General features: G+C 64.4%; 19 protein-coding genes. 12 read left to right on the forward strand and 7 right to left on the reverse strand.

Annotated elements, in window-relative coordinates:
• Positions 1-37: 37 nt before the first annotated feature.
• Entirely contained in the window at positions 38-1,744 is a 1,707-nt protein-coding gene (locus ACODTW_RS04915; protein ID WP_488944811.1) for a methyl-accepting chemotaxis protein, read from the reverse strand.
• 184 nt (positions 1,745-1,928) lie between these two features.
• On the opposite strand from ACODTW_RS04915, the gene pdxY reads away from it, so the two are divergent.
• The 4 genes from pdxY (at position 1,929) to ACODTW_RS04935 (ending at position 4,635) form a co-directional block, all read left to right on the forward strand.
• Entirely contained in the window at positions 1,929-2,789 is an 861-nt protein-coding gene (pdxY, locus tag ACODTW_RS04920; RefSeq protein WP_488944812.1) for a pyridoxal kinase PdxY, read from the forward strand.
• A gap of 209 nt (positions 2,790-2,998) precedes the next feature.
• The gene (locus ACODTW_RS04925; protein ID WP_488944814.1) at positions 2,999-3,406 is read left to right on the forward strand and encodes a hypothetical protein; all 408 of its coding nucleotides are present in this window, start codon (positions 2,999-3,001) and stop codon (positions 3,404-3,406) included.
• 30 nt (positions 3,407-3,436) lie between these two features.
• Entirely contained in the window at positions 3,437-3,952 is a 516-nt protein-coding gene (locus ACODTW_RS04930) for a thioredoxin family protein (protein WP_488944815.1), read from the forward strand.
• A 218-nt stretch (positions 3,953-4,170) separates the two neighbouring features.
• Positions 4,171-4,635, forward strand: coding sequence for a Rid family hydrolase (locus ACODTW_RS04935; RefSeq protein ID WP_488944816.1), 465 nt, complete (start codon positions 4,171-4,173; stop codon positions 4,633-4,635).
• 73 nt (positions 4,636-4,708) lie between these two features.
• On the opposite strand, the gene ACODTW_RS04940 is transcribed toward ACODTW_RS04935, so the two are convergent.
• From ACODTW_RS04940 to ACODTW_RS04955, 4 genes are all read right to left on the reverse strand, one after another.
• Entirely contained in the window at positions 4,709-5,671 is a 963-nt protein-coding gene (locus ACODTW_RS04940; protein WP_488944817.1) for a ribonucleotide-diphosphate reductase subunit beta, read from the reverse strand.
• A 212-nt stretch (positions 5,672-5,883) separates the two neighbouring features.
• Positions 5,884-6,648 carry a carbonic anhydrase gene (locus tag ACODTW_RS04945; RefSeq protein ID WP_488944818.1) on the reverse strand — a complete coding sequence of 255 codons (765 nt, stop codon included), beginning with the start codon at positions 6,646-6,648 and terminating at the stop codon, positions 5,884-5,886.
• A 452-nt stretch (positions 6,649-7,100) separates the two neighbouring features.
• On the reverse strand, positions 7,101-10,115 hold the full coding sequence (locus ACODTW_RS04950; RefSeq protein WP_488944819.1) for a transglycosylase domain-containing protein: 3,015 nt from the start codon (positions 10,113-10,115) through the stop codon (positions 7,101-7,103).
• A gap of 110 nt (positions 10,116-10,225) precedes the next feature.
• Positions 10,226-10,663, reverse strand: a complete 438-nt coding sequence (locus tag ACODTW_RS04955) for a GtrA family protein (protein ID WP_488944821.1) — start codon at positions 10,661-10,663, stop codon at positions 10,226-10,228.
• A 101-nt stretch (positions 10,664-10,764) separates the two neighbouring features.
• Between ACODTW_RS04955 and ACODTW_RS04960 the strand changes: the two genes are divergently transcribed.
• The gene (locus ACODTW_RS04960) at positions 10,765-11,784 is read left to right on the forward strand and encodes a class I SAM-dependent methyltransferase (protein WP_488944822.1); all 1,020 of its coding nucleotides are present in this window, start codon (positions 10,765-10,767) and stop codon (positions 11,782-11,784) included.
• Positions 11,785-11,921: 137 nt separating this feature from the next.
• Here ACODTW_RS04960 and ACODTW_RS04965 read toward each other — a convergent pair whose 3' ends face one another.
• Positions 11,922-12,746, reverse strand: coding sequence for an SDR family NAD(P)-dependent oxidoreductase (locus ACODTW_RS04965; RefSeq protein WP_488944823.1), 825 nt, complete (start codon positions 12,744-12,746; stop codon positions 11,922-11,924).
• Between the two features lie 104 nt (positions 12,747-12,850).
• On the opposite strand from ACODTW_RS04965, the gene ACODTW_RS04970 reads away from it, so the two are divergent.
• The 7 genes from ACODTW_RS04970 to ACODTW_RS05000 all read left to right on the forward strand — a co-directional run bounded on the left by ACODTW_RS04970 (position 12,851) and on the right by ACODTW_RS05000 (position 21,330).
• Complete coding sequence (locus tag ACODTW_RS04970; RefSeq protein ID WP_488944824.1) at positions 12,851-13,768, forward strand: LysR family transcriptional regulator; 918 nt, start codon at positions 12,851-12,853, stop codon at positions 13,766-13,768.
• Positions 13,769-13,852: 84 nt separating this feature from the next.
• Positions 13,853-15,148 (forward strand): hypothetical protein, encoded by a 1,296-nt coding sequence (locus ACODTW_RS04975; protein WP_488944825.1) that lies wholly within the window; start codon positions 13,853-13,855, stop codon positions 15,146-15,148.
• A gap of 181 nt (positions 15,149-15,329) precedes the next feature.
• Positions 15,330-16,175 (forward strand): diaminopimelate epimerase, encoded by an 846-nt coding sequence (gene dapF, locus ACODTW_RS04980; RefSeq protein ID WP_488944826.1) that lies wholly within the window; start codon positions 15,330-15,332, stop codon positions 16,173-16,175.
• 137 nt (positions 16,176-16,312) lie between these two features.
• Positions 16,313-17,509 carry a tRNA (N(6)-L-threonylcarbamoyladenosine(37)-C(2))-methylthiotransferase MtaB gene (mtaB, locus tag ACODTW_RS04985; RefSeq protein WP_488944894.1) on the forward strand — a complete coding sequence of 399 codons (1,197 nt, stop codon included), beginning with the start codon at positions 16,313-16,315 and terminating at the stop codon, positions 17,507-17,509.
• Positions 17,509-18,645 carry a signal recognition particle-docking protein FtsY gene (gene ftsY, locus ACODTW_RS04990; protein WP_488944827.1) on the forward strand — a complete coding sequence of 379 codons (1,137 nt, stop codon included), beginning with the start codon at positions 17,509-17,511 and terminating at the stop codon, positions 18,643-18,645. The genes mtaB and ftsY overlap by 1 nt, the downstream gene beginning before the upstream one ends.
• Positions 18,646-18,671: 26 nt before the next feature.
• Positions 18,672-19,529, forward strand: coding sequence for a class I SAM-dependent methyltransferase (locus ACODTW_RS04995; protein ID WP_488944828.1), 858 nt, complete (start codon positions 18,672-18,674; stop codon positions 19,527-19,529).
• Between the two features lie 292 nt (positions 19,530-19,821).
• A complete protein-coding gene (locus tag ACODTW_RS05000; protein WP_488944895.1) occupies positions 19,822-21,330 on the forward strand; it encodes an AMP nucleosidase in 1,509 nt (502 codons plus the stop codon).
• A gap of 81 nt (positions 21,331-21,411) precedes the next feature.
• Here the strand turns inward: ACODTW_RS05000 and ACODTW_RS05005 are convergent, their stop codons facing one another.
• A complete protein-coding gene (locus ACODTW_RS05005; protein ID WP_488944829.1) occupies positions 21,412-26,625 on the reverse strand; it encodes a M10 family metallopeptidase C-terminal domain-containing protein in 5,214 nt (1,737 codons plus the stop codon).
• Between the last annotated feature and the right edge of the window lie 27 nt (positions 26,626-26,652).

The following is a 26,652-nucleotide window of genomic DNA, read 5'->3' on the forward strand; positions in this document are numbered from 1 at the left end:
CACCCTAACCGACCACCCCCAGGGCGGCAACCCGCCGTCAGGTCCCCGACCGCACGGACGTCAGGAAACGGTCGACCTGGGTCTTCAACGCCTCGGCATGGCCGGACAGCTCCGCCGATGCCGTCAGCAACTGACGCGATTCGGCATCGGTCTGGTTGGTGCCTTCGCGCACATCGACCACCGCCATGGTCACGGTTTCCACCCCGCGTGAGGCATCGCGGGCGCTTCGGGCGATCTCGTTGGTGGCGGCGTTCTGTTCCTCCACGGCTGCCGCGATGGCAGAGGATATCTGGTTGACCTGACCGACGGTGGTCGCGATCTCCTTGATGGCGCGCACCGCCTCGCCCGTGGCCGACTGGATTTCGTTGATATGCTGGGCAATATCATCCGTGGCGCGTGCCGTCTGGCTGGCCAGTATCTTCACCTCCGACGCCACGACGGCAAAGCCCTTGCCGGCCTCTCCCGCCCGCGCCGCCTCGATGGTGGCGTTGAGCGCCAGCAGGTTGGTCTGGCTGGCAATGTCGCTGATCAGGCCCAGCACGTCGCCGATGCGTTCCGCCTTGGTCGACAGGCCATCCACGATCTCGTTGGTGACAGCAGCCTGTTCGGCTGCCCGCTGGGTCCGGGCGGCGGTATCCTCAATCTGGCGGGCGATCTCCTGGATGGAATTGGCCAATTGGCCGGCGGCACTGGCCACCGACTGCACATTCTCGGTCGCCTGGGTGGCGGAACTCTCCACCGTGTCCACGCGTTCGCCCGTATTGCCGGCCGTTGTCTTCAGCATCTCGGCCGATTCCCGGATATGGGCCGAAGAGGTGCCGACCGCCGTCACCACCGCCTTCACATCATCCTCAAACCGCTGGGCCAGGGCGGCCATCTCAGCCTGGCGCGCCTGCTTGGCCCGCGCCTCCGCGGCGGTCTGCTCGTCACGCAGGTTGCGCGCCTCCAGGGCGTTGCGCTTGAACACCTGCACGGCCGACGTGATGTCGCCCACCTCGTTCTGGGAACGGGATTCCGGGATTTCCGTGGACAGATCGCCTTCGGCCAGACGCAGCATGCTGTCGGTCAGGCGGCGCAGTGGCAGGATGGAACCGACAGTCCACCAGCCGAAGCCGCCGCCCACCAGCAGACAGAAGCCGCAGACGATCAGCATCAGCTGGGAAAAGCCGCGCGCCTGGCTGCGGGTGGCGTCACCGATGATGGTGTTGTCGCGTTCCTGCTTGTCGATGAAGCGATTGATGCGGGCCAGCCATTCGACCAGATCCAGGCGCACCGTCGACAGCAGCAGCTCGCGCGCTTCCGGTGTCTTGCCGGCCCGGTGCAGCTCGATCACCTTCTCGATGCCGGGCAGGGTCTTGGCCTCGATCTCCTTGATGGAGGTCAGGATCTGGCGTTCCTCCGGCAGGATGTCGGTGCGGGCGGCGAACATGGCGTCCAGCTTCTTGGCCGACTCCGCATAGGCGGCTTCCAGCTTGCGGATATCGCCCACGATCTGGTCCATGATCTTGGGATCATCCACCAGCACCACATCGCGCAGCGCAATGGCGCGGTCATGCACGCTGCCGCGGAAATTGATGGCGTAGCGCTGCTTGACGCCATTGACCTCGTTGATCTGGGTCAGGCTGTGTTCGATCAGGCTGACCTTCTGCATGCCGATGCCGGTCAGGATGACCAGCAGGGCCAGCAACACACCAAAGCCGATCAGGACGCGGGTCTTGATCTTGGCATCGCGAAGGCTGGTCATGGATGTCATATCCTCAGACGATTGGATTACCCCATTTGGGGGAAGATGGCTGTAGCAATGGTGGCGCGCAAACCGTCGTCAATGGCAGTGATGCACCGCACAGTGTCCGGGTGACGCATTGGGCATTGAAGGTAGGTCGATGGTGGGCGTAGCAAAGGGGAAGGACAAGTAAACGGTGATGCCGATGCGGACCATTCTGACCATCCAGTCCCACGTCGCCTTCGGGCATGTCGGCAATCGTGCCGCCGTTTTCCCCCTGGAAAGGCTGGGCTTCGATGCCATTGCCGTCAACACTGTACAGTTTTCCAACCACACAGGCTATGGCGCCTGGACCGGCATGGTGCTGCCGCCGGACCATATTGCCGACGTCCTGAAGGGGGTGGAGGCGCGCGGCGCCATGGATGGCGTGCACGCCGTGCTGACCGGTTATATGGGCGATGCAACCCTGGGCGACGTCGTCCTGTCCGCGGTGGAGCGGGTGAAGCGGGGCAAGGTGGACGCGCTTTATTGCTGCGATCCGGTGATGGGCGATGTCGGCCGCGGCTTCTTCGTGCGCCCCGGCATCCCGGAATTCTTCCGCGACCGCGCCGTGCCGCAGGCCGACATCATCACCCCCAACCAGTTCGAGCTGGAATATCTGACCGGAATGACGGTCACCGACCTGGCTTCTGCCCTGGCGGCCACGCGGCTGGCCCGCCGGCTGGGGCCGCGCTGGGTGATGGTGACCAGTCTGACGCGCGCGGACGCCGCCGGCGACCGCATCGAAATGCTGCTGGACGGGCCGGAGGGCGCCTTCCTGGTGGACACGCCGCGCCTGGACCTGTCGCCCTTGCCCAATGGGGCCGGCGACTGCGTGGCGGCCCTGTTCCTGGCCAAATTCCTGGAAACCGGTGACGGGGCGTCGGCCCTGTCGCATGCGGCGTCGGCCATCTATGCCGTGTTCCGCGCCACGCGCGACAGCGGCCAGCGCGAATTGCAGATCATCGCCGCGCAGGAGGAGCTGGTGCGCCCCTCCACCCTGTTCCGCGCCAGTTGCGTGGGGTGATACCACCGGTCATCCCGGATGGCCGGTGGATCGGCGGCGACCGCCGCCGCGCGGCCCGTGCCGCGTGAGCCAAGCCAACGGATGTTGGCGCCGGCGTTTGAGGGGCGGCGCCAGCCGCGTGGGGTAACAGCCGTGAAGGGATGGGCCTTGCCGCGCCAGTGCCGGCGGGTCTATTGATTCCCAGACCCGATGCAGGAGTTGCCCCACCCATGTCCCGCAGCCTGACCCTGTCCGCCCTTCTCCTGCTGTCCGGCCTTGCCGGCGTCGCCGCCGCGACGGCCCAGCAGGCCGGCCCCCGCCCGCCGCAGGGCGAGTATGGCTGCGAGGTGCAGAAGGACAATCCCTGCCAGGGCCGTGTCGATTTCACCGTGGGCAAGAGCTTTGAGTTCAAGATCCCCGGCCCCGGCGATGTAACCTTTGAGAACAAGGGCAACAAGCGCTGCGTGCTGGAATATTCCATCACGGAAAGCACGCTGGCCGCCACAGGCCGGCAGATGTCGCTGGGCCCCGGCCAGACGCAGGTGCTGGTCGTGCGGGATGCCGGCGGCATGGTCATCCGCTTCTTCAACCGCGGCATCGGGTCCACCGCCTGTGATCTGACCGTCGGCCTGTCCTGACCCCCAACGCCCCGAACCATGGAGCGCCCGATGCGCATCCGCCTTCTGCGCCGCACCCTGCTGGCCCTGCCCGTCGCCGCCGGCCTTCTGTCCGCCCCCGTCATGCAGGCTGTCGCCGCCACGGGCGCCGTCTGGTCCGAAAAATTCGACCCGGCCCGCGATCCGGCCGCCGACCTGAAGGACGCACTGGCTGAGGCCAAGGCGTCGGGCAAGCGCGTGCTGATCGATGTCGGCGGCGATTGGTGCATCTGGTGCAAGCTGCTGGACGGCACCTTCGCCAGCAATGCCGATCTGGCCGCGCAGCGCGATGCCGCCTTCGTGACGCTGAAGGTGCATTACGACACGAAGGTGAACCAGAACAAGGCGTTCCTGTCGCAATACCCGGCCGTGGCAGGCTATCCGCATCTGTTCGTGCTGGATGCGGATGGCAAGCTGCTGCACAGCCAGGATACCGGCGCGCTGGAGCTGCCCGCCGACAAGGGCAAGGGCCATGACGTGGCCAAGATCCGCGCCTTCCTGACGGAATGGGGCGGCAAGGTCGGCTAAACCAAGGGTCATTGTCCATGATCCTTGGAGGCCGGCGCCCGTGCGCCGCAAGCCAAGCCGCCGGATGGCGGCGCCCGGCACCTGAGGGAACACGAAATCTCCCTTGGTCGGTCACGAGCAAGGGAGATTGGTATGAAACCGGCCCGTTACAGGCTGAAACAGTCAGGCAATGATGCTTCTGCTAATCCTTCGGCGTTAACCATGCCGAAGGATTTTTCATGTTCCGCTCCGCTCTGTTCGCAGCATCCCTGCTCGCCCTGTCTGCCCCTGCCCTGGCCGGGGCGCGGCAGGAAGCGACAGTGCTGATGCCTGAAGATCCGCGCGCATTGGCCGTTTTCAACGAATGGGGCTTTGCCGACGCTGTCATCACCGGCGACACAGCCTATCTGTCGGGCGTGGTGGCCGGGCTGCGGCCGGGGGAGACGGACTTGAAGGTCGCCTATACCCGCGCCATGGAAAGGCTGACCACCATCCTGACCCGCGCCGGCCTGACCTGGGACGATGTGGTGGACATGACCACCTTCCACACCGACGTGCCGGGGCAGCTGGATGCTTTCGTGGCCGTGAAGAAGAACTATATCAAGGCACCCTACCCCGCCTGGACCGCCATCGGCATCACCCGTCTGGTCCCCGACACGGGCATCACGGAGATCAAGCTGACGGCGAAACTGCCGAAGAAGTGACGGGCCCGAAAAGGCAAAGGCCGCGCACCCGATGGGACGCGCGGCCTTTGCCTTTTTACGGGTGTTCGCGTGATCAATCCGCGAACGCGTCTTCCCACGATCCCTTCGTCGCCGCCTTGGAATATTCCGTGGCGCGGTTTTCGAAGAAGTTGGTGTGCTCCACGCCGTTCAGGATGGCATCCATCCAGGGCAGCGGGTTCTTGTCGGTCTTGTAGATCGGCTGTAAGCCCAGCTGGGCCAGACGGCGGTCGGCGATATAGCGGATGTATTTCTTCACATCCTCGCCATCCAGACCCTTCACCGCACCCATTTCAAAGGCCAGGTCGATGAAGGCATCCTCGTGATGCACGATGGTCTCGCATGCCACATACAGCTCGCGCTGGAACTCCTCATCCCAGACTTCGGGGTTTTCGGAGATGAAGGTCTTGAACAGCTGGATGATCGACTGCGTGTGCAGGCTTTCATCGCGCACAGACCAGGTGACGATCTGGCCCATGCCCTTCATCTTCCCGAAGCGGGGGAAGTTCATCAGGATGGCGAAGCTGGCGAACAGCTGCAGCCCCTCGGTAAAGGCGCCGAACACGGCCAGCGTCTTGGCAATGTCCTTTTTGCTGTCGACATTGAATTCATGCATGTAGTCGTACTTGTCCTTCATCGCCTTGTAATGAAGGAACGCGGAATACTCCACCTCCGGCATGCCGATCGTGTCCAGCAGATGGCTGTAGGCCGCGATATGCACCGTCTCCATGGCGGAGAAGGCGGCCAGCATCATGCAGACCTCGGTTGGCTGGAACACGCGGCTGTAATGCCGCATGTAGCAATTGTTCACTTCCACGTCGGCCTGCGTGAAGAAGCGGAAAATCTGCGTCAGCAGGTTCCGCTCGCCATCCGTCAGGTTGTTGCGCCAGTCCTTGACGTCATCGGCCAGCGGCACTTCCTCCGGCAGCCAGTGGATTCGCTGCTGGGTCAGCCAGGCCTCGTAGGCCCAGGGATAGCGGAAAGGCTTGTAAACCGGGTTCGGCGTCAGCAGGGACATGTCACCAACACTAGATATAGGGGGTGGATGCCGTAGCCTAGCACAATGGACGGCGGGGGGAAGCCCCAACGCCTGTGGATGGATTGTGGATAACGGGGGTGGTCGAAAGGGCGTATCCCCCCGGTTGCAGAGGACGCGCACCACTGAACCCCGCGACCATCCCCGTGAAACCCGGCGGGAAAAGAAGCCCTCCCTCCCCGCCGGGCCGCGACCTACTTGCCGGCCGAATCCAGCACGAACCGACGATTGGCCGGCTGCAAAGGCCGGGCGTTGTTGGCAAACAGGGCGGCGAACTTGTCGATATCCGCCTGGGTGACGGTGATCGGCTGCTTCAGTTCCACCCAATGCACCACTTCGGCGCAGGGCGGCGTGGTCAGCGATCCCTCGTATCGATAATAGTCACGCGACGACGGCAGAAGGGCTGTCGTATCCAGGACGACCGGTTGCGCCGGCTTCGCCTCTCCTTCGGTCGAGGGCATGACGTTCCACACGGCGGTGACGGCGGCATTCGCGGCCCCCGGCATCATCATCACCCCCAACACCGCCAGTTCGCCCGTCTGGGCATTCTTGTGGACCAGATGCACCTCCATCGGGGCCGCCTTGCCATTGATGGAATGTTCGCTGGGATGATGGAAATGGAACTGCAGAAGGTCGAACCGCTTGCCTTCCAGTTCGATGTAATTGCCAGCCTGGGCATTGGCCTGAATCGTATGACCGTTATTGATGACACTGACGCCCAGCGCCTTGTAGGTGACAGCCACAGGACCCAGCTTGGCCGGAATGGCGTCCGTGATGTCGATGGGCGATTGGGCCTTGCCGACCTCGCAGGCGGCGAAGTCCGGCGACAGGTGCCCCCATTCCGAAGGTCCGCCATGGCCCGCATAGGCCCAGTGCGGCGCCGGGCCGTCGGCCAGGGCCGGTGCCGCGGACAAGGCCGCCAATGAAGACAGGACCAGCACCATTCTTGTGGATTTCATCGCGTTTCCCCTCAATTTGCCGTCCACCTGACATCCCCCATCGCAGGGCCGTCTTTTGTGTCTGAGTCTTCTGGAGGAGAAGACCCATCGGGACTGATGTACCGCAGTTTTCCGCGTCAATATCCGTCAATTCTCACCACCTATACTCTTGGACTGCGCAACAAAATAAGGAAATGGCGACGGAAAATTATGCGCGTTGTCTTGACCGGTGATTTAGAAACAAAGCGATCGGCCTGACCTATACGTAATACCAGGTTGCGGTACGAGCGCCCGCGCGCCCATGTGCGCGTGAGCCAAGCCGCCGGGTGCTAAAGGCTGGCTGCCGGTGCACTGCCGCAAGACGCCTGTCGCCACCGGAAGAACGCCCTCTGGTTGCGATATCACGCCTGGTTTTCTGATAATGCCCGCCGATACTGCACGCTGATGGTGAATATATCGGGGGGGGTAGCCGCCTAACGCCCCCGCTCCGCCGTCTGCATATTGGCAGTCAGCAACGGGTGCAGGGCCGGCGCCAGGATTTTCAGCAACTGGGAGGCCAGCGCAGAGGTAAAGCGGTATTCCGCCGCTTCCGGCCCATGCACATGGGCGGTGATGACGCCGAAGAAACGGTCACCGACATAGAAGACGAAGGTGGCCGTGCGGTTGACAACGCGGCTTTCCAGCACGATGCCGCCGGGGCCATAGCGTTCGAAGCGGTGGTCGCCCGTGCCGGTCTTGCCGCCCACGGGGATTTCCTGCCCGTCGGCGCCGATGAAGGCGCCATGGACGCGCCGCGCCGTGCCATTGTCGACAATGTCGCGCAGATGCCGGCGCAGCACACGCGCCACTTCCGGCGCCATCACCTGCTCCGCCCCGTTCAGCAGCTTGGACGGCACGAAGCTGGTCTCATACGGCGTACCTGACGCGAAATGCAGGCGGCTGATGCGCAGGGTGGGCAGGCGCACCCCGTCATTCAGGATGACGCCCATCAACTCGGCCAGCGCCCCCGGCCGGTCGGCGGAGCTGCCGATGCTGGTGGCATAGCTGGGGATCAGGCTGCCGAACGGATAGCCCAGCCGCGTCCATTCCTCATGGATGCGGTTGAACGCCTCCTCCTCCAGCACGATGCCGATGCGGCTGTCCTGCGCCTGTTTGGACCGGGAAGAGAACAGCCATTTATAGCTTTCCTGCCGGGGGGCGCTGCTTTCCTTCAGCATGTCGCGGCGCTGCGGCTTGGGACTGTCCTGCAAATAGGCCACCAGCCACAGTTCCAACGGATGCACGCCCGCCATATAGCCGCGATCGTTCAGCGACCAGTCATCGGCAGCGTAGCGGTCATACAGCGCCTTCAACTGCGCCGCAGGCGGGCCGCCGGCCGGCATGTGCCGGTCCAGGAACTTGGCCAGTTCCTCGATCGGGGCATTGGGCAGGGCCGAGCGGAAAATCACCGTCAACCGGTCGGGCGTGGGGCGCACCCGCTTGGCCAGCTTGTCCAGCGCCGCGTCGGGCGCCAGCCCCTGGTAATCGGCCCAGAATTTGTTCAGGTAGGCGCTGCCCTCGATATCCGCGAACTGCGCCAGATAGGTGCGGCGGGCGGGATGGCGCGGATCATCCATCAGGTCGTCGCGGCGGTCCGGCCCCTCGGCGATGTAATGGTTGACGATGTCGCGCATCAGCCGGATGAAGACCAGATTGACCGAATGGCGGAACGCCTCGGCCAGCGGCATCACCTTGCCATCATCATGGTCATCGAAATTGCCGAAGCTGTGCAGGCCGCCGCCGGTGAAGAACCGTTCCGCCGGGCTGGCCGAATAGTCGCGCAGCATGGCTTGGTCCAGGATGTCGGCGATGCCGATGCCGGGCTGGGCCGCCATGGTGCGCAACACCCACTGGCTGAGCCGGTCCGGCGCCTCCATCGCCGCCGCCTCCAGTTCATGCGGTTCGCGGGTGATATAGCGCTCATGCAGCTTGGCCACGATTTCCAGATATGTCGCCAGAGTGCGCAGCTTGGCGGTGGACCCCAGGTCCAGCTTGGCCCCTTCGTTCAGGTCCAGCGGCTGGGGCAGCGTGTCGACCTGTACCCGCACCAGATTGGCCTCTGCCGTGCGTTCGAACAGGGTGACGGAATAGACGATGCGGGCCGGGTCGGCATCGTTCAACAGCCGGTCGCCGACCAGGCCCAGTGCTGCAGCCTGTACCGGGTCGGCCAGCTTCTTCAGCGTCTCCGTCACCCGCGCCTGGGTCGGCTGGTCCAGCGTGGTTTCCACCGCCAGGTCCAGCCGGTCCAGCGCGTAAAGGCTGGGCACGCCCAGCATGCCCAGCAACCGGGCGCGGATGGCATTTGTCGCTTTCTGCTCGACAAAGCTGGGCTCCGGGATGGAAGGCGGTTCTTCCCGGAAGCGCAGGGGGAAGAAGCGGGCGGCATCGGCCAGCGGGGCCCCGATGATTCCGGCCTTTTCCAGCACGCTCAGATGCGTATTGGCCAGATCGTTCAGGGCGGCGCGGCCATTGGGGCCCAGATAGGCGGACGGGCGGCGCTGCGCCAGCAGCAGGCTCAACACCTGCTTATAGACGATGGCCTGGGCCTGAAGCTGTTCCTCCGTGCGGGGCTGGCCGCGCAGGATGCGGTTCGCCAGCTCGAAATCCGTGCCGTACCAGGCCCATAGCCCATCACCCAACCCGTTCACCTCCCCCACCCCCGGCCGGGCCGACAAGGGCGTGGAGTTCAGGTAATCGACCAGGATCTGGTGGCGCACGCGCGTCGTGTCCGGCCCGGCCTTATAGGCTCGGACAGAGGCCGACATCATCTGGCGCAGCTTCTCGATGCCGCTGGCCGTGCGCCCTTCGGGTGAATGGCGGTACTTCTCGATCTGGGTGGCCAGCGTCGATCCACCAGCGCGCGGATTGTCGGGATCGATCAGCTTCAGCGGGATATTGATGACGGCCAGCGCGAAACGGTCCCATTCCACGGCCGGGTTGCGGAACGGAAAGGTCTGGTCCAGCAGTTCCCGGTTCTCGATGAACAGCAGGGTATTGGCGACCAGCTTCGGCACCTCGTTGAAGCCGGCATAGGTGCGTTCCGGGTAACGGCTGTCATAAAGCGGGTTGCCCATCTGGTCGCGGATGGAAATGCCGCCCGATGTCTTCTCCGGATAGGGCGCGAAGCCGCCGAATTCGATGTAATCGCGCAGCGCCGCACTGGGCCGCGCCTGCAGGTCCACGCGGTAATCGGCGGCGGTCAGCCGCTCGACATAGCTGGGCAGGCTGGCATAGCCCAGCCGCTGGTCATAGGGGCCGGGACCGGGAAAGCGGATATCGGGGTTAGGGCCGGGCTCAACAACCCAGGTCAGGTCGCGACCATAGCGCGCCAGCACCTCCGCCTGGAAGCGGGAGGTCTGCGCCTCCTGCCACACGGCGGCACCGGCGACGGCCGCCAGTCCCAGGGTCATGCCCCAGGCCATCCAGCGATAGAACCGTGCCGACGGCATGCCGTGTTGCGCTCCCCCAACCTCTTGTAATTAAGGCATCCATAGCATGCGCCCCAAGCCTTCGCCATGGGGCTGCTACCCCCTCTGTCGAACGGACAGGCGGTACTACATCAGGCTTGGCGGAACACCAGTTTCTTCGACAAGACAAAGTTGAAAACCAGGCCCGAGACGCTGCCCGCCGCCACCCCGGCATAGGGCAGCAGCGCACCCAGCGCCTGCGGCCACAGGCCGATCATGTCGATGACGGACGGCCCGATGCGCAGGACCAGCACATAGACGCTGTAATTCACCACCGCGCCAATGGCATTGGCGGCGATGAACCGCGCCCATTGCTTCAGCGCCGCCCGCCGGCTGACACCCACGAAGGTGAAGCGGCGGTTCATGTACCAGGTGAAGGTCGCCGCCATCAAATAGGAGAAGACACGCCCGCTATAGAGATCCAGCATCAGCAGATGCTGGGCGATGAACAGCGACGCCATGTCGACCAGAAGGCCCCCAACCCCGATCAGGGCGAAGGTCATGAACTGACGCGGGACCTGGTTGCTCATGGCGTGAATGTCGTCTGTGGCGGGGTGCCGCATGCCTACACCCTTTCCGCGCGCGGGTCACGCCCTCGACAGCGCGGCCCTGATAGGATAGGCGTTGCCCCATGTCGATCGCCAAAGCCATCCACCACCCTTTCGCCACCGGCGCGCTGCCTTTGCCGCCGCAAGGCGCCGGTTTCATCCTGAATGCGGAGGCCGACAGCGCCCTGCCGCCGGCCTTGCGCGGGCTGGTCGCCGTGACGGGGTTCAAGCCTGCCCATGACGCCCTGTCCGCCGCCGGCTTCCGCGTGGAAAAGGCCCTGCCCCCCGGCGATTACCAGACCGGCCTCTGTCTGCTGACCAAGCACAAGGCGCAAAGCCTGGCCGCCATTGCCCAGGCCTGGACCGCCCTGCCCGTGGGCGGGCGGCTGGTCTGCTGCGGCGACAATGACACGGGCGTGGCCAGCCTGATGAAGGCGGTGAAGGATCATCTGGGCGAGATCGAAAGCCTGTCCAAGTATCATGCCCGCGTCTTCTGGCTGACCAAGGGGGACGGGCCGGTCCCCGACGTGCTGGCCCGCTGGCAGGCCGATGGTCAGGCGCGGCTGGTGGAAGCCACCGGCTTCATCGCCGGACCCGGCATGCATGGCTGGAACAAGGTCGATGTCGGCTCCCGCCTGCTGGCGGCACAGTTCCCCGGCTCCATCCGCGGCCGTGTCGCCGATCTGGGCGCCGGCTGGGGCTATCTGTCCGCCGCCCTGTTGCGCTCCGGCGCCAAGGTGGCGGGCCTGGACCTGTTTGAAGCGGACGCCGGTTCCCTGGCCGCGGCAGAGGCCAATCTGGCCCCCTTGTCGGGCGGGGCGACGGTGCTGAAATACCATTGGGCTGATGTGACGGCGGGCCTGCCGCGCGGCCGCTTCGACGTGATCGTCACCAACCCACCCTTCCATGCCGGCAAGGCCACCGACGTGACCTTGGGCAGTCAGTTCATCGCGCGGGCCGCCGAAGGGCTGGCGTCAGGCGGCACCCTGCTGCTGGTCGCCAACAAACACCTGCCCTATGAGGCCGTTTTCGACCAGCATTTCAAATCCCGCCGCACGGTGGCGGAGGCGGATGGGTTCAAGGTGATTGAGGGGAAGCGGTAATACCCTTACCGCCCGGCGGCAGCGGCCGGAAATCACCGGCCACTGCGCAATACCGCCCATCACACGGCGCTGACCTTCGCGCCCCCTGCGACGCTGCGGTAATCTCCCGTTGCCTGATGGCATGCGGCGGCAGCCATCTAGTCCGGAAAGTCAGTTCCCAGCGTTACGCGCTCCCATTCCTGCATTTCCGCTTGCATCCCGGCCAGTTTGGCATGCGCGCGCTGCCAGGCGTCACTGCCCAGGAGCAGATGCACGGGCGGCGTGTCTGCATCAGCCAGCGCCAGCATGGCCAGAGCTGCGCGGTCGGGATCGCCGATCTGCCGGCCCGCCATCGCCTTCAGCCGGGACAGCCCGGTCCCCACGCTGGCGGCATAGGCGTCATCGGCCTGCCGGGTGATCCGGATGGAATGGTCAGTCAGGAAATCGGTGCGAAAGGCACCGGGGGCGACCGCCGTCACCTTCAGACCCATTGGCTCCACCTCTCGCGCCAGCGCCGCAGACAGCCCTTCCATCGCATATTTGGCGGCCGCATAGAGGGCAGAGCCCTGGCCGGGAGCGCGACCAGCGATAGAGGTGACATTGATGATATGCCCCCCGTTCTGCGCACGCAGACGCGGCAAGGCGGCCCGGATCAGCCGCAAGGGCCCGAAAACGTCGACGGCGAAAAGCCTTTCTACCTCGGCGTCGGTGGCATGTTCCACCGCACCCAGCAGGCCGTAGCCGGCATTGTTGACCAGGACGTCGATCCGCCCGGCCCAATCAAAAGCCGCCTGCAGGGCCGGCTCAATAGCACCCGCCTCGGCAACGTCCAGGGGCAGGACCAGCAACTGACCGGATGCCGCCGGCAGCTCGGGCACACCCTGTCGGACTGTGCCGACGACCCGGTCGCCGCGCGTCAGCGCCGCCTGGGCCAATGAACGGCCAAGGCCGCGCGAAACACCTGTGATGAACCATGTCTTCATGACCGGTCTCCTTTCGAGCAACAGAGATAGCGTCCAAAGGTTCGGTTCAGAATGTAGTCCCTTATGATATGGTTGATTAGCCTGTCTTAATAATGGTCGATCCCATGGACCTTCCCCCCTCCGGCAGCGACTATAACCATCTCCGTGCCTTCATCGCCGTCGCCGAAAGCCTGAGCTTCAGCCGTGCGGCGGCAAACATGGGGGTCTCCGGCTCCGCGTTGAGCCAGTTGATCCGCGGGTTAGAGGAACGGGTCGGCGTGCGGCTGCTCAACCGCACCACGCGGTCCGTCACCCTGACGGAAGCGGGAAAGAACCTGCTGCTGCGGGTGCAGCCGGCGGTTGCCGAATTGGCCGACGCCATGGGGCAGGTCCGCCGCTATCAGGAACGACCGTCCGGTACGGTGCGCATCCATGCCTTCCGCGCCGCTGCCCAACGGTACATTGATCCGATCCTGGCTGACTTCGTCGACCGCTTTCCCCATGTGGTGCTGGATATTGCCGTCGATGACGCCGTCATTGATTTTGTCGCCAACGGCTTCGACGCCGCGATCCGCATTGGCGAGGTGATTGAGCAGGATATGGTTGCCGTCCGGCTCGGACCCGAATTGCGCCAGATCGCCGTGGCGTCACCCGCCTACTTGGCGCGGTTCGGCCAGCCGGAGCATCCGCGCGACCTGTTACGGCACCGCTGCATCCGGTGGCGCTGGCCAGGCCAGGCCCAGCCCTATGCCTGGGAATTCTGCGAGAACGGCCATTGGTTCTCCGTTGCCGTCAACGGCCCGCTGATCGTGAATGACAAGGCGGCAGGCGTGCGGGTGGCCATCGCTGGGGTCGGCATCGATTTCGTGGTGGAGGATCGGGTGGCAGCCCCCCTTCGCGACGGCACGCTGGTGCCGCTGCTGACGGAATGGTCGGCCCCTTTCCCAGGCCATTTCCTCTGCTATCCGCGCCAGCGCCAGATGGCGCCGGCCCTGCGGGCGTTCATCGATGCCATCCGCAGTAGCGCCGGTCAGGCCGTCTAGCTGGCGCAGGGTCGGCGCGTTGCCTTCCGTTGATGGCAGCGATAAGCTCTGACCCAATGTAGTCGTTGGAGAAACGGCGTGTGGATGAGACTGCAACCCTTGTCCGGAAAGCCAACCCGTTGGCAAGCCGTGATGATCGCGGTCCGCTTCATATCCGGGTTGTTGTTGCTCTGTTGCCTGCTGATGGCACCTGTCGCCCGCGGCGACTACATCCCGCCGCCAGTACACTCGGTCCATCTATCGGCGAATGGACAGACCCGTGTGCATGTCTGGCCGCAGGACGTGAAAATGCCCGCGGCCTACGCTAAATTCCTGACCGATGGGCACGCCAATGCGACGACCGCAACAGCGGTGGTGGAGCGCATGGACAAAACGGGGCGCTGGCAGGTCGCCTGGGCCGTACGCCTACGCAACAATCTGGCACCGCGTAACGTGCTGGTCACCAATGACGGCCGACATCTGGTGACGGCCGATGACTGGTACATCTCCGGCAACGGCGATAGGGCGCTTGTCATCTATGACGATCAGGGGGGTGCCCGCGGGCACCGCCTGTCGGACTTCCTTCCCCTCTGGTATCGCGAGGTGCTGCCGACGCAATGGGAATCGCGGGATTGGCAAAGCGGACTGTCGCTGGAGCCAGACGAAGGTAGAGTCCGCATCGACCTGTTGATCCCCGGGGGCCTTTCGCTGAATCCCAACTTTCCGTCGCCCGACTTGCGGGACTGGGACCATGGAACCGTGCGCATCTATGCCAGACTGGCGGATGGAGCAATCCTGATGCCAGACCCAGAAACCTGGGCCGACGTAACTCGCAAGGTCAGCGATGCCGCGATCGTGCGCGCCGGTGAGATCGCCGGTGAAATAGTGCGGGTCAATACCGACCTGACGAGGCAACCAAATGACCGCTGGCAGCTCTACGGCCTTGAATTGGCCTGGCGGGTCACAGACGCCTACCGGTTCGCATCCGTGCCGAATGTGACCTATGACCCTGAAGACCCGGAGGACTTTTGTACTGCGCTCGCCCGGCGCACTGTGGCTGAGCCAAGGGGGGAGGACCGGTATCTGATGATCACATCCCGGGGAAGGGATAATGAGATGCTGTCAGCGCTGAACCGATGCGAACTGGCCCCAGCAACCCGTGCGGCGCTGAATAATCGGCAGATTTATTTCGCCATCCACCCAATGGACGACGCGCCGTTTCTGGCCGCCCTGGCCGCCAAAGGCGTCAGCCGCGCCAACGGTGCAGCCATTGATTTCGTTGATGCGTCCTACCCAATCCAACAGCGCCCCGACCGGCTGATAACCCGTGAGCAGATTTTGGAACATTACGGCGAACCACCGGAACCGCTAGCGAGGATGTTTGGCAAACCAGACGACTAGCCACCCTGTGGACGGGGTTGTCGCTAACTTTCCCGGATTATCGACGGTCGGCGCCAGGGCGAACGGCAGGTTGCCGCCATCAGCCATCCCAATGGCCCCCCGCTGCCCCCGTCGCCCTTGCATCCCCGCCCCGTCCGCACCGCCGTTTACGCCTTGCCGTCCGGGGCTTATATAAGGCCGCATGACGATACCGTTTTTGAAGATGCACGGGCTTGGCAATGACTTCGTGGTCATCGACGCCCGCACCCGCCCCGTCCCCCTGACGGAGACGCAGACGCGCGCCATCGGTGACCGGCGGCGGGGGGTGGGGTTTGACCAGTTGATCCTGATCGAACCGCCGCAGGATGCGGGCGCCGACATCTTCATGCGCATCCTGAACCCCGATGGCAGCCAGGCCGGCGCCTGTGGCAATGCCACGCGCTGCGTCGCCTCCCTGGTGGGCAAGGGGCTGGGGCGTGACCAACTGGTGATCCAGACCATTTCCGGCCTGCTGCACTGCTGGCTGCATGAAGATGGCACGGTCACCGTGGATATGGGGCCGGCGCGGCTGGACTGGCAGCAGATCCCGGTGGCGCAGGCATGCGACACGCTGCATCTGCCCGCGTCCGCCGGACCGCTGGCTGACGGGGTGGGCGTCAATATGGGCAACCCACATGCCGTGCATTTCGTGCCGGATGCGGAAGCCGTCGACCTGCCCCAGTGGGGGCCGCAGTTGGAACGCCACCCCTTCTTCCCCGACCGCGCCAATATCGAGGTGGCGAGCGTCACCGGGCCGTCCTCGGTGCGCATGCGCGTCTGGGAACGCGGGGCCGGCATCACCCAGGCCTGCGGGTCGGGCGCCTGTGCCGTGGGCGTGGCCGCCATCCGCCGCGGGCTGGTGCAGGGTCGCCGCGTCACCGTCGCCCTGGATGGCGGCACCCTGACCATCGAATGGCGTGACGACGGCCATGTGCTGATGACCGGCCCCGTCGCCATCTCCTTCGCCGGCACGCTGGGCGCCGATCTGCTGGGCGGAGAGGCGCTGTGAGCGTCGATACCAGCCTGGCCGAGGCCGAGCATGTGCATGAGAGCGGCGAAGGCGGCCCACCGGAAGTGACGGGCGGCGCCGGGGAACCGACGCTGGTCACCTTCGGCTGCCGCCTGAATGCCTATGAGTCCGAGGTGATGCGCAACCACGCGCGTGATGCCGGGCTGGATGATGTCGTCATCATCAATACCTGCGCCGTGACGGCGGAGGCAGAACGGCAGGCGCGGCAGACCATCCGCCGCCTGCGCCGCGAACGGCCGGACGCCAAGATCATCGTCACCGGCTGTGCCGCCCAGGTCAGCCCGGAAAAATTCGCCGCCATGGGTGAGGTCGACCATGTGCTGGGCAATGATGCCAAGCTGACCCCCGCCCCCTGGGTGGATTTCGGCGGCGGCACGGCCGAGCGTGTGGTCATCAACGACATCATGAGCGTGAAGGAAACCGCCGGCCATCTGATCCAGGGGATGGAGGGGCGCGCCCGCGCCTTCGTGCAGGTGCAGAATGGCTGCGACCATCGCTGCACCTTCTGCATCATCCCCTATGGTCGCGGCAATTCCCGGTCGGTCCCGATGGGGGAGATCGTGGAACAGGTCCGCGCCCTGGTGACCGCCGGCTATAACGAGGTGGTGCTGACCGGGGTGGACGTCACCTCCTATGGCGCCGACCTGCCGGGCAAGCCCAGCCTGGGCCAGATGGTGCGCCGGCTGCTGGCGCTGGTCCCCGACCTGCCCCGCCTGCGCCTGTCCTCGCTCGACGCCGTGGAGATGGACGAGGATCTGTGGCGTCTGGTGGCCGAAGAACCGCGCCTGATGCCGCATCTGCACTTGTCGCTGCAGGCCGGCGATGACATGATCCTGAAGCGGATGAAGCGCCGCCATCTGCGCGCCGACGCCATCGCCTTTGCCGAAAAGGCCCGCGCCCTGCGCCCCGACATGGTGTTCGGCGCCGATATCATCGCGGGATTCCCGACAGAGACGGAAGAGATGTTCCAGAACAGCCTGGACATCGTGGCACAATGCGGCCTGACCTGGCTGCATGTCTTCCCCTACAGCCCCCGCCCCGGCACCCCCGCCGCCAAGATGCCCCAGGTGCCCGGCCCCATCCGCAAGGAACGCGCCGCCCGCCTGCGCGCTGCGGGGGAGGCGCAGGTGGCCCGCTATCTGGCGGAACAGGTGGGTCGTTCCGCCAACGCATTGATTGAACGGCCGGGCCTGGGCCGCAATGAAGGCTTTGCCGAAGTCATCGTGCCCGATCATTATCAACCCGGAACGATTATCCGCTGCACCATCACCGGCGTGGCCGGCACACAACTGACCGCGCGAGTCCTCGACTGATGCTGAACTGGTTCAAGAAGAAGCCGGCCCCGCAACCCAGCGTCCCGCCAGCGGCCCCGGTACCCGCCCCCGTGGTGGAAAGCGTGGTCACGCCGGCGCCGGTGACGGCAGAGGTCGAAACGGTGCAGGCGGTGGCCGCCCCGGTGCCCGAGGTCGCGCCGCCGACCGTGACGGAGCCTGTGTCCACCGCCCTGCCGGAGCTGGAGGACCGCCCGGAAAAGAAAAGCTGGTTCGCCCGGCTGAAGGACGGCCTGTCCAAATCCACCAGCCGCCTGACCGAAGGCATCACCGGCATCTTCACCAAGAAGAAGTTGGATGATGAGGCGCTGGAGGAGCTGGAGGAATTGTTGATCCGGGCCGATCTGGGTCCCGTGACGGCGGCCCGCCTGACCGCCGGTCTGGCCAAGACGCGCTTTGGCAAGGAAGTGTCGGCCGAAGAGGTGAAGGATTACCTCGCCACCGAATTGCAGAAGATCGTGGAGCCGGTGGCCCAGCCGCTGGTCATCGACCCGTCGAAAAAGCCGCACATCATCCTGCTGGTCGGCGTCAACGGCACCGGCAAGACCACCACCATCGGCAAGCTGGCCCGCCAGTTCCGAGACGAGGGCAAAACGGTGTGGCTGGCCGCGGGCGACACGTTCCGCGCCGCCGCCGTGGCGCAGTTGAAGATTTGGGGCGAGCGGACGGAATGCCCCGTCGTGTCGCGCGAAACCGGGGCCGATGCCGCCGGTCTGGCCTATGACGCGGTCCAGCAGGCGACGGCCGCCGGGGCCGACGTGCTGCTGATCGACACGGCCGGCCGGTTGCAGAACAAGGCCGGGCTGATGGAAGAACTGCGCAAGATCGTGCGCGTCATCAAAAAGCTGACCCCCGAGGCGCCGCATACGACCCTGCTGACGCTGGACGCCACTACGGGCCAGAACGCGCATAGCCAGATCGAGGTGTTCAAGGACATGGTCGCCATCAACGGCCTGATCCTGACCAAACTGGACGGGTCGGCGCGCGGCGGCGTGCTGGTGGCGCTGGCCGAACGGTTCAAGCTGCCGGTCCACGCCATCGGCGTCGGCGAAGGCGTCTATGACCTGCGCCCGTTCGAGGCTCGGGGCTTTACCAGGGCCCTGGTCGGGCTGGAGTAACCCACCACAGACAGGGAAACGGCGATATGGCGGCTGACAGCATTGTCCGGGCGGGACAGCCCAGCCGCACCGCGCTCCGGGTTGCCACCCTGCGCGCCGTCCATTCCCTGCTGGACGAGCCGATCGTACTGGATGACCCCGTCGCCCTACCCATCCTGGGCCCGGCAGCCGAGGCGGCCTTGCGCGACGACCCGTTCCCGCACAATGACCCGCTGCCCCGGGGTTTGCGCGCCGGGCTTGTGGTGCGCAGCCGTCTGGCCGAGGACGTGCTGGCCGACGCCGTGGCCGATGGCGTCCGCCAATATGTCGTGCTGGGGGCCGGCCTGGACACTTTCGCCTACCGCAACCCGTATGCGAGCCTGCGCGTGTTCGAGATGGACCATCCCGGCACCCAGGCCTGGAAGCGGCAGATGCTGGCCGATGCCGGTATTCCGGTTCCGCAAACCCTGACCTTCGCCCCGGTGGATTTCGAACAGACCGGTCTGGCGCAGGGGTTGGCGGCGGCCGGATTCAACGACACGCAGCCCGCCTGTTTCTCCTGGCTGGGCGTCACCATGTACCTGACCGACGACGCCATCATGGACAATTTGCGCTTTGTGGCGGGCCGTCCCGCCGGGACCAGCATTACCTTCGATTTCCGCCTGTCACCGGATTTGCAGAATCCAATTGAACGCGCCGTCGGCAAGCTGGTGGCCCAGCGGGTCGCTGCGGAAGGGGAGCCCTTCCTGTCCGCCTTCGATCCCGATGATCTGCGCACCCGTGTCCTGGCCCTGGGCTTCCGTCAGGTCGAACTGTACAGCCCCGACAGCCTGAACCGCCGCTATCTGCATCGGCGCAAGGATGCGCTGCGCGCCAATTGCTGGATGCTGACGGCACGGGTCTGACCGGGACACCGTCACAACAGGGCAATCGGATGAACAGGAGAACCATCCCGAAATTGGAGCACCGTCATCCCGGCGAAGGCCGGGATCCAGCGCGCGCGTCGGCGCGCTGTTTGAGTCATGTCGCCGCTGACGCGGCTCTATCTGGATCCCGGCCTTCGCCGGGATGACGGAGAACCCTTTGCATGACTATAGCCCTTCACCCGATTGCCCTGACCGTCACAAAATCTCCTCTTCCCAAGCCCCCCCAGGTTGGCGCATAAGGAAGTGCAAACTCGAAGGAGCTTGCACAGTGATTTCCTCCAAAAATTCGGTTACTGACCCGTCGGTGCAGACTTTTGCCGACGCTGATGGCGCTTATGCCCGTGTCCGGGCGCTGTATGATCAGGCCGTTGAATATCTGCGTGACCGGTTTTCCGCCTTTGCCCGTGGTGATGATCTGGGGGGGCGTGTTCGCGCCTGCTACCCCTTCATCCAGGTCCGCATGACCAGCGAACCGCGCGTCGACAGTCGCCTGGCCTATGGTTTCGTCCATGGCATGGGCACGTTCCGCACCACCGTCACCCGCCCCGACCTTTTCGACCATTATCTTCACCACCAGTTGACCTTGCTGGTGAAGAACCATGGCGTGCCGCTGGAAGTGGGCGTCAGCGACACGCCCATCCCCATCCAGTTCGCGTACCCGGAGGGCATGCATGTCGAAGGCGACCTGACGCCGGAGCGGCTTGACCAGCTTCGCGATTATTTCGACCTGCCCGATCTGGTCTATATGGATGACAGCATCGTCAACGGCACGCACATCACCCCGCCGGGGGCGCCGCGGCCGCTGGCCCTGTTCACGGCCCCGCGTGTGGATTACAGCCTGCATCGGCTGAAGCATTACACGGCGACCAAGCCCGACCATTTCCAGAACTATGTCCTGTTCACGAACTATCAGTTTTACATTGACGAGTTCGTGCGCCGCGGGCTGGAGATGATGGAACCGTCGGACGATCCGGCCACCCAGGCCTATCGCCGGCAGTATGAGGCCTTCATCGAACCGGGCGATCACGTCACCTGGAACCAGGAAGTGCATCCCGGCCGGGCGCCGGAGGGGCAGAAGGTGGCCCGCCTGCCGCAAATGCCCGCCTATCACCTGAAGCGCGCCGACGGCAATGGCATCAGCATCGTCAATATCGGCGTCGGCCCGTCCAATGCCAAGACGATCAGCGACCATATCGCGGTCCTGCGCCCGCATGTCTGGCTGATGCTGGGCCATTGCGCCGGCCTGCGCGACACGCAGCGCCTGGGTGATTACGCGCTGGCGCATGGGTATGTGCGCGAGGACAAGGTTCTGGACGCCGACCTGCCGACCTGGGTGCCCATCCCGGCCCTGGCCGAGGTGCAGGTGGCGCTGGAGGACGCGGTGGAGAAAGTGACCGGTCTGTCCGGCTGGGAACTGAAGTCGATCATGCGCACGGGCACCGTCGCCACCATCGACAACCGCAACTGGGAACTGCGCGACCATAGCGAGCCGGTCCAGCGCTTCAGCCAGTCCCGCGCCATCGCGCTGGACATGGAATCGGCAACGGTGGCCGCCAATGGCTTCCGCTTCCGTGTGCCTTACGGCACCTTGCTATGCGTATCGGACAAGCCGCTGCACGGGGAGATCAAGCTGCCCGGCATGGCCAACCATTTCTACCGCGCACGCGTGGATCAGCATCTGGCCATCGGCATGCGGGCCATGGAGATCATGCGCGATTACGGCCTGGAACGGCTGCACAGCCGCAAACTGCGCAGCTTTGCCGAAGCGGCGTTCCAGTAAGGGGAACGGCGTTGCCTGACCGCGCCGCTTCAGGGCGGCGCGGATTTGTCCGGCGGCCAACGGCTTCCGGACTAAGCCGCGCTAAATATCCATCTCGGGGGTCGCGACCATGCCCAGGACCGACAAGCCATTTGCCGGTGCGTCCGTGAAGGCCAGCCGCCCCTCTGCCTTGCCATTCTGGATATAGTGGTTGATAAGGGCAGCATGATCCAATCCAAAGGCTGACAACAGGTCGGGATTGAAGGCCGCATAGGCCGCCACATCGAAACCGACGGTCGTCCGGCCTTCCGCCTGACCGTCCCTGATATAGTGGTTGATCAGCTGGGTATGATCGACGCCGAAGGCGGCAAACAGATCCGGGTTCAGCGCCGCATAGGCTTCGGCATCAAACCCGTCCGCCAGCCGTCCCTCTGCTCGGCCATTCTGGATATAGTGATTGATCAGCAGCGTATGATCGAGGCCGAAGGCGGCAAACAGATCCGGGTTCAGCGCCGCATAGGCCTCAGCGTTGAAGCCAATCGCCGCCCGCCCTTCGGCGCGCCCATTGCTCTGGTAGTGACGGGCAAGGGCATCGGTGCTCAGCCCGAAAGCCGCAAACAGGTCGGGGTTCAGCGCGGCATAGGCTTCCGGGTCAAACCCGGCACCGACCCGTCCCTCGGCCTTGCCGTTGGTCACATAATGGCGGACATAGGCCGCATCATCATTGCCGAACACCGCGAGCAGATCGGGATTCATCGCACGATAGGATGACAAGGAAAAGGCGGGATGGATCGCCGCGGACAACGTCATATCCGCAAACTTCACCAGTTCGACACCGCTGAGAATGTCGGTGCCTTCCGCGCCCGACCGGCTGGTGATGATCGTCCGCCCCATCGCGTCGCAGGTCATCGTATAGTCGGCATAGCGGCCGGAATATGTGGCCATGTCCTTTCCGGCGCCGCCGAACAGCAGATCATTGCCAGCCCCGCCCGTCAGGGTGTCGTTCCCCGCCTCACCGAACAGCCGGTCATTGCCGGCGCCGCCATTGAGATAATCGCCAAGGCGGTTGCCGGTGAGATCGTCATTGCCCGATCCGGTCACCATGTTCACGGAAAAATCGCTTTGCGCAAAGATGAAGTCGCGGGCGGTCAGTTGCGACAGCGTGCCGCCGAAGCGAAGTTCCGCGCCGATGCCACTGCGATACAGGGTCATGGTGACCAGGGGGCTATCCGCCTCCGATCCGTCCTGGGCCAGAGCCAAGAAGGTCTCGAAGCTGGCGATCCCCAGGCCGGACAGGTCGACACGATCCTGCCCCGGCGCGAAGTCGGCGATCCTGTCGCCCACGGGCGAAAAGCTGACGAGTTGATGCTCGATGACAAAGATATCGGCGCCGGCCCCGCCATACAGCGTGTCATCGCCATAGCCACCGCTCAGCCGATCATCCCCCCCGTCGCCGAAAAGCCGATCATTGCCCTCGCCCCCGGTCAGCGTATCGTTGCCAAGGCTGCCGAAAAGATCGTCGTGGGCAGTTCTGCCGCTGATCGACTGGGCCTTGCCATTGGTGGCGAAGATAAAGTCGGATGAGCGCAGAGCATTCTTGTCGATCCCGATCTGCACTGTGCTGTACAGGCCATCCAGACGGGTACTGAGCATGGAATAAGGGCTTCCCTTGGATGACAGGCTCAATGTCAGGGCCAACAGCGTATCCAGGCTGCTGATGCCCAGACCGGCAACGTCAATCCGATCCTGCCCCTGGGAGAAGTCGACAATATTGTCAGACTCATAATTCCAGTCCTGGCCGCTGTTCCGGTTGAGCCGGTCGGCGACGACGAAGATGTCATTGCCGGCCCCACCCCACAGCACATCGCCACCGGGCCCACCGGACAACCTATCATCCCCCGCGTCACCCAGGACAATATCCTCCCCATACCCCCCGGCCAGGGTGTCATTGGCCTGCCCACCAAACAGATGTTCCGAGCCCGTCGTGCCCGTCAGGTTCAGGGGCGACGTCTTAACGGCATAGACGAAATCGCCCGCCCCCAGATTGGCCAGCGGCAATTCGATCTGGAGAGTGAGCGACTGCCCGCCGGCAACGCGGACATGTATATCCGTCCGCGTCAGTTCCAGCCCCGGCCGCATCCCCGACAATGCCGTCGCCTTGAAGCTTTCGAAGCTGGCAATGCCCAGATTGGACAGGTCGACCTTGTCGCGGCCCGGTTCGAAATCGCGGATGATCTCGTAATCGCTGCCATATTGACTGGTCGGGCGCAGAACGAACAGGTCGTTGCCGCCGCCGCCGATCAGGGTGTCCAGCCCCGCCCCGCCCGACAGGGTGTCGTCGCCGGCATCGCCGAACACGCGGTCATTGCCGCCGTCCCCGGCCAGGGAATCATTGAACTGGCTACCAAACATGTCATCGGCCAGACCGCTGCCGCCTTGGGTGATCGGCCCCTTGGCGACCGCATAGATGAAATCGGACTCATTCAGCGTGGATGTGTTGCTTTTAATCACCGCTTGCAGCGTCTCGCCGGCCGACATGACCGTCAGGGTTCGCCGATAGTCGGCGAAGCCTACATTATCAACCAGGCCCAGCACGCTCTTCAGCACCGCGAAGCTGCCGATGCCGAAGGCCGAGACGTCGATCCTGTCCTCACCCGGAACCAAGTCGCCGATGAAATCAGTGCCAAGCCGGTCCAGCACGAAGAGGTCGCGGCCGGCATCGCCATACAGCGTATCATTGCCGATCCCGCCGGTCAGCGTATCGTTCCCCGCATCGCCAAACAGCCGGTCGTTCCCCACACCACCAGACAACAGGTCCGCCGCCACGCCGCCAATGACATCATCGTCGTTGGCGGTGCCGGACAAGGCGCGGGACTGGCTGTCGGTGGAGAAGATGACATTGTCGGCGCTCAACTGCGTAGAACTGATCGGCAACAGCAGCTTGATGGTGACCCCGTCATAGCTGCTGCTGATCAGCGTCCCCGACCCGATGATCAGGGGGACTTCGCCCGATAGCCGCATCAATGTGCCAAGACTGACCACCCCCAGGCTGGAAACGTCCAGCTTGTCGTTCCAGGTCTCGAAGTCGATGATCTCGCTGTTGCTGGTGGCACCCGTGCGCTCCAGGAAAAAGATGTCCTTGCCGGAACCGCCCCACAATGTGTCGTTGCCGGCACCACCATAAAGCCGATCGTCGCCGCCATCGCCCTCCAGACTATCGTTGCCGGCACCACCGCGCAGTGTGTCATCACCCCCGAACCCGATCAGCGTATCGTTACCGCTCTGTCCGACCAGGGCGTCATTGCCCGTGGTGCCGCTGATATATTGCGGTTGCGTCGCGGCGGCAGCGGGATCCATCCCGCTGAAATTGGCAGCCGTCAGGGTCGAAACCTCAACCCCGCTCAGACGGACGACGGAAAAGAAGCGGCCTGGACTGGTCGGCCCATCATCGTCCACTTGCAGGATCGCGTCGGCGCCATTCTGCACCAGACGCACGAAGCCGTTGAACAGGTTCCCGCCCGTGTAATTGCTGAACAGCCAGCTTACAGAAAAGTCGAAATTATCCCCATTGTCGCCAGGGGTGAAATCCTTGATAATATCAACCGAACCGTCAAAATCGAAGAACTGGTAAAGATCGCGACCGCTGCCTCCAACTATTGTATTGCCGTTACCATATAACTCTATCAGGTCGTTGCCAGCGCCAGCATCCAGATAATTGTGACCGCTTTCATCGTAAAGGTCGTCATTGCCATCGCCACCATAAAGACTGTCATCATCGGCATATCCGGCCACGAAGTCGTTGCCCGCTCCGCCCCACAGCGTGTCGGACCCGGCATCGCCATAGACATAATCGTCACCGTCTCCCCCCTCCACGCTGTCATTGCCGGCCTGTCCATGCAGGCTGTCATTGCCGGCCAGGCCCCGGATCGTGTCGTTACCCACATTGCCCGACAGCGTGTCATTGCCAGCACCGCCGGTCAGGGATTGATCAGCGGCGGCCGTGCCCTTGGGGTCGAAGCCCTTGAAATTGTAGGCCGTCAATGTATCGGCCTGCACGCTGGCCAATCGAAGGGCGGGAATGAACCCGATGGCGGCACCGGGGCCGTCACCATCCAGTTCCACCAGCGTATCCGCCCCACTCTGCGTCAGGCGCAGATAGGATCCGAAAGGGTTCCCCCCCAGATAGCCATAGAACAGCGTCGGTTCGGTCATGTCGATGATATCGCCGCCGGCACCGGCGACAAAGTCGGTGACCAAGCTGACGGCAAGCGGCGACCGGATCAAAATCTGGATGGTGTCGACGCCCGTTCCCCCCGTGATCGTACTTGACCGGGAGTAAAGGCTGAACAGGTCGTCGCCGGAGCCGCCATCCAGGATATTCCCGGCACTGGTATCATAAAGCCAGTCGTTGCCGGCGCCCCCCTCCAACCGGTCGGCCTGCTCCCCGCCCGCCAGGGTGTCATCGCCGGTGCCGCCCAGCAGCGTATCCTCGCCAAGGCCGCCGATGAGGTTGTCATTGCCGTCGCCCCCATCAATCGAATCGCGGCCCGCGGCACCGTCGATCATGTCGGTGCCCCCAAGGCCGGCCAGGCTGTCATTGCCAGCCCCACCCGACAGCGTGTCGGCCGCGGAACTGCCCCGGACCGTCTCTCCGGCCATAGCCGCGCCGGATGGGTCCATCCGGCTGAAATTATCGGCCGTCAGCGTGCTGCTGCGGACACCGGTCAGGCGCAGCACCGGTGCAAAGGACGCAGTCGTCGAGCCGGAACGATTGACCTCCACCAGCGTATCGTTGCCGACCTGGGTCAATCGCAGATAGGTGCCGAACAGGTTGCCGCCGGTATAGACGCTATCGAACAGGCCCGGGAGTGTCAGATCGATATTGTCGCCGCCGGTCCCCGGTGTGAAATCCTCAACCAGCACGACACCGCCACCGGACAGGCTGGACAAGGCGATGGTGTCCCGACCGCTGCCGCCCAGAATGGTGCCGCCCGTGGCTGCTACGACAATCCGGTCGTCGCCGGAACCACCGTCAAAGCGGTTGAGCCCTGAATTATCCTCAAGCCGGTCATCGCCCGCGCCGCCGGACAGGTCATCATCGCCGGCGCCACCACTCAGCGTATCATTGTCAGCACCGCCAATCAGGGTGTCGTTCCCGGCACCGCCCAAATTATAATCGGGCCCGTCACCGCCATCGATGGAATCTCCGCCACCGCTGCCATCCAGCCAATCGGCGCCGCCAAGGCCTTTGATCGTGTCCGCGTCTGCGGTCCCCAAAATCTGATCAACGCCGGAGGTGCCCGTCAGAACCGCCATTTCACGTCCCCTTCCAGGGCAGCGGCC

This window comes from Niveispirillum sp. FG148, assembly GCF_057809655.1.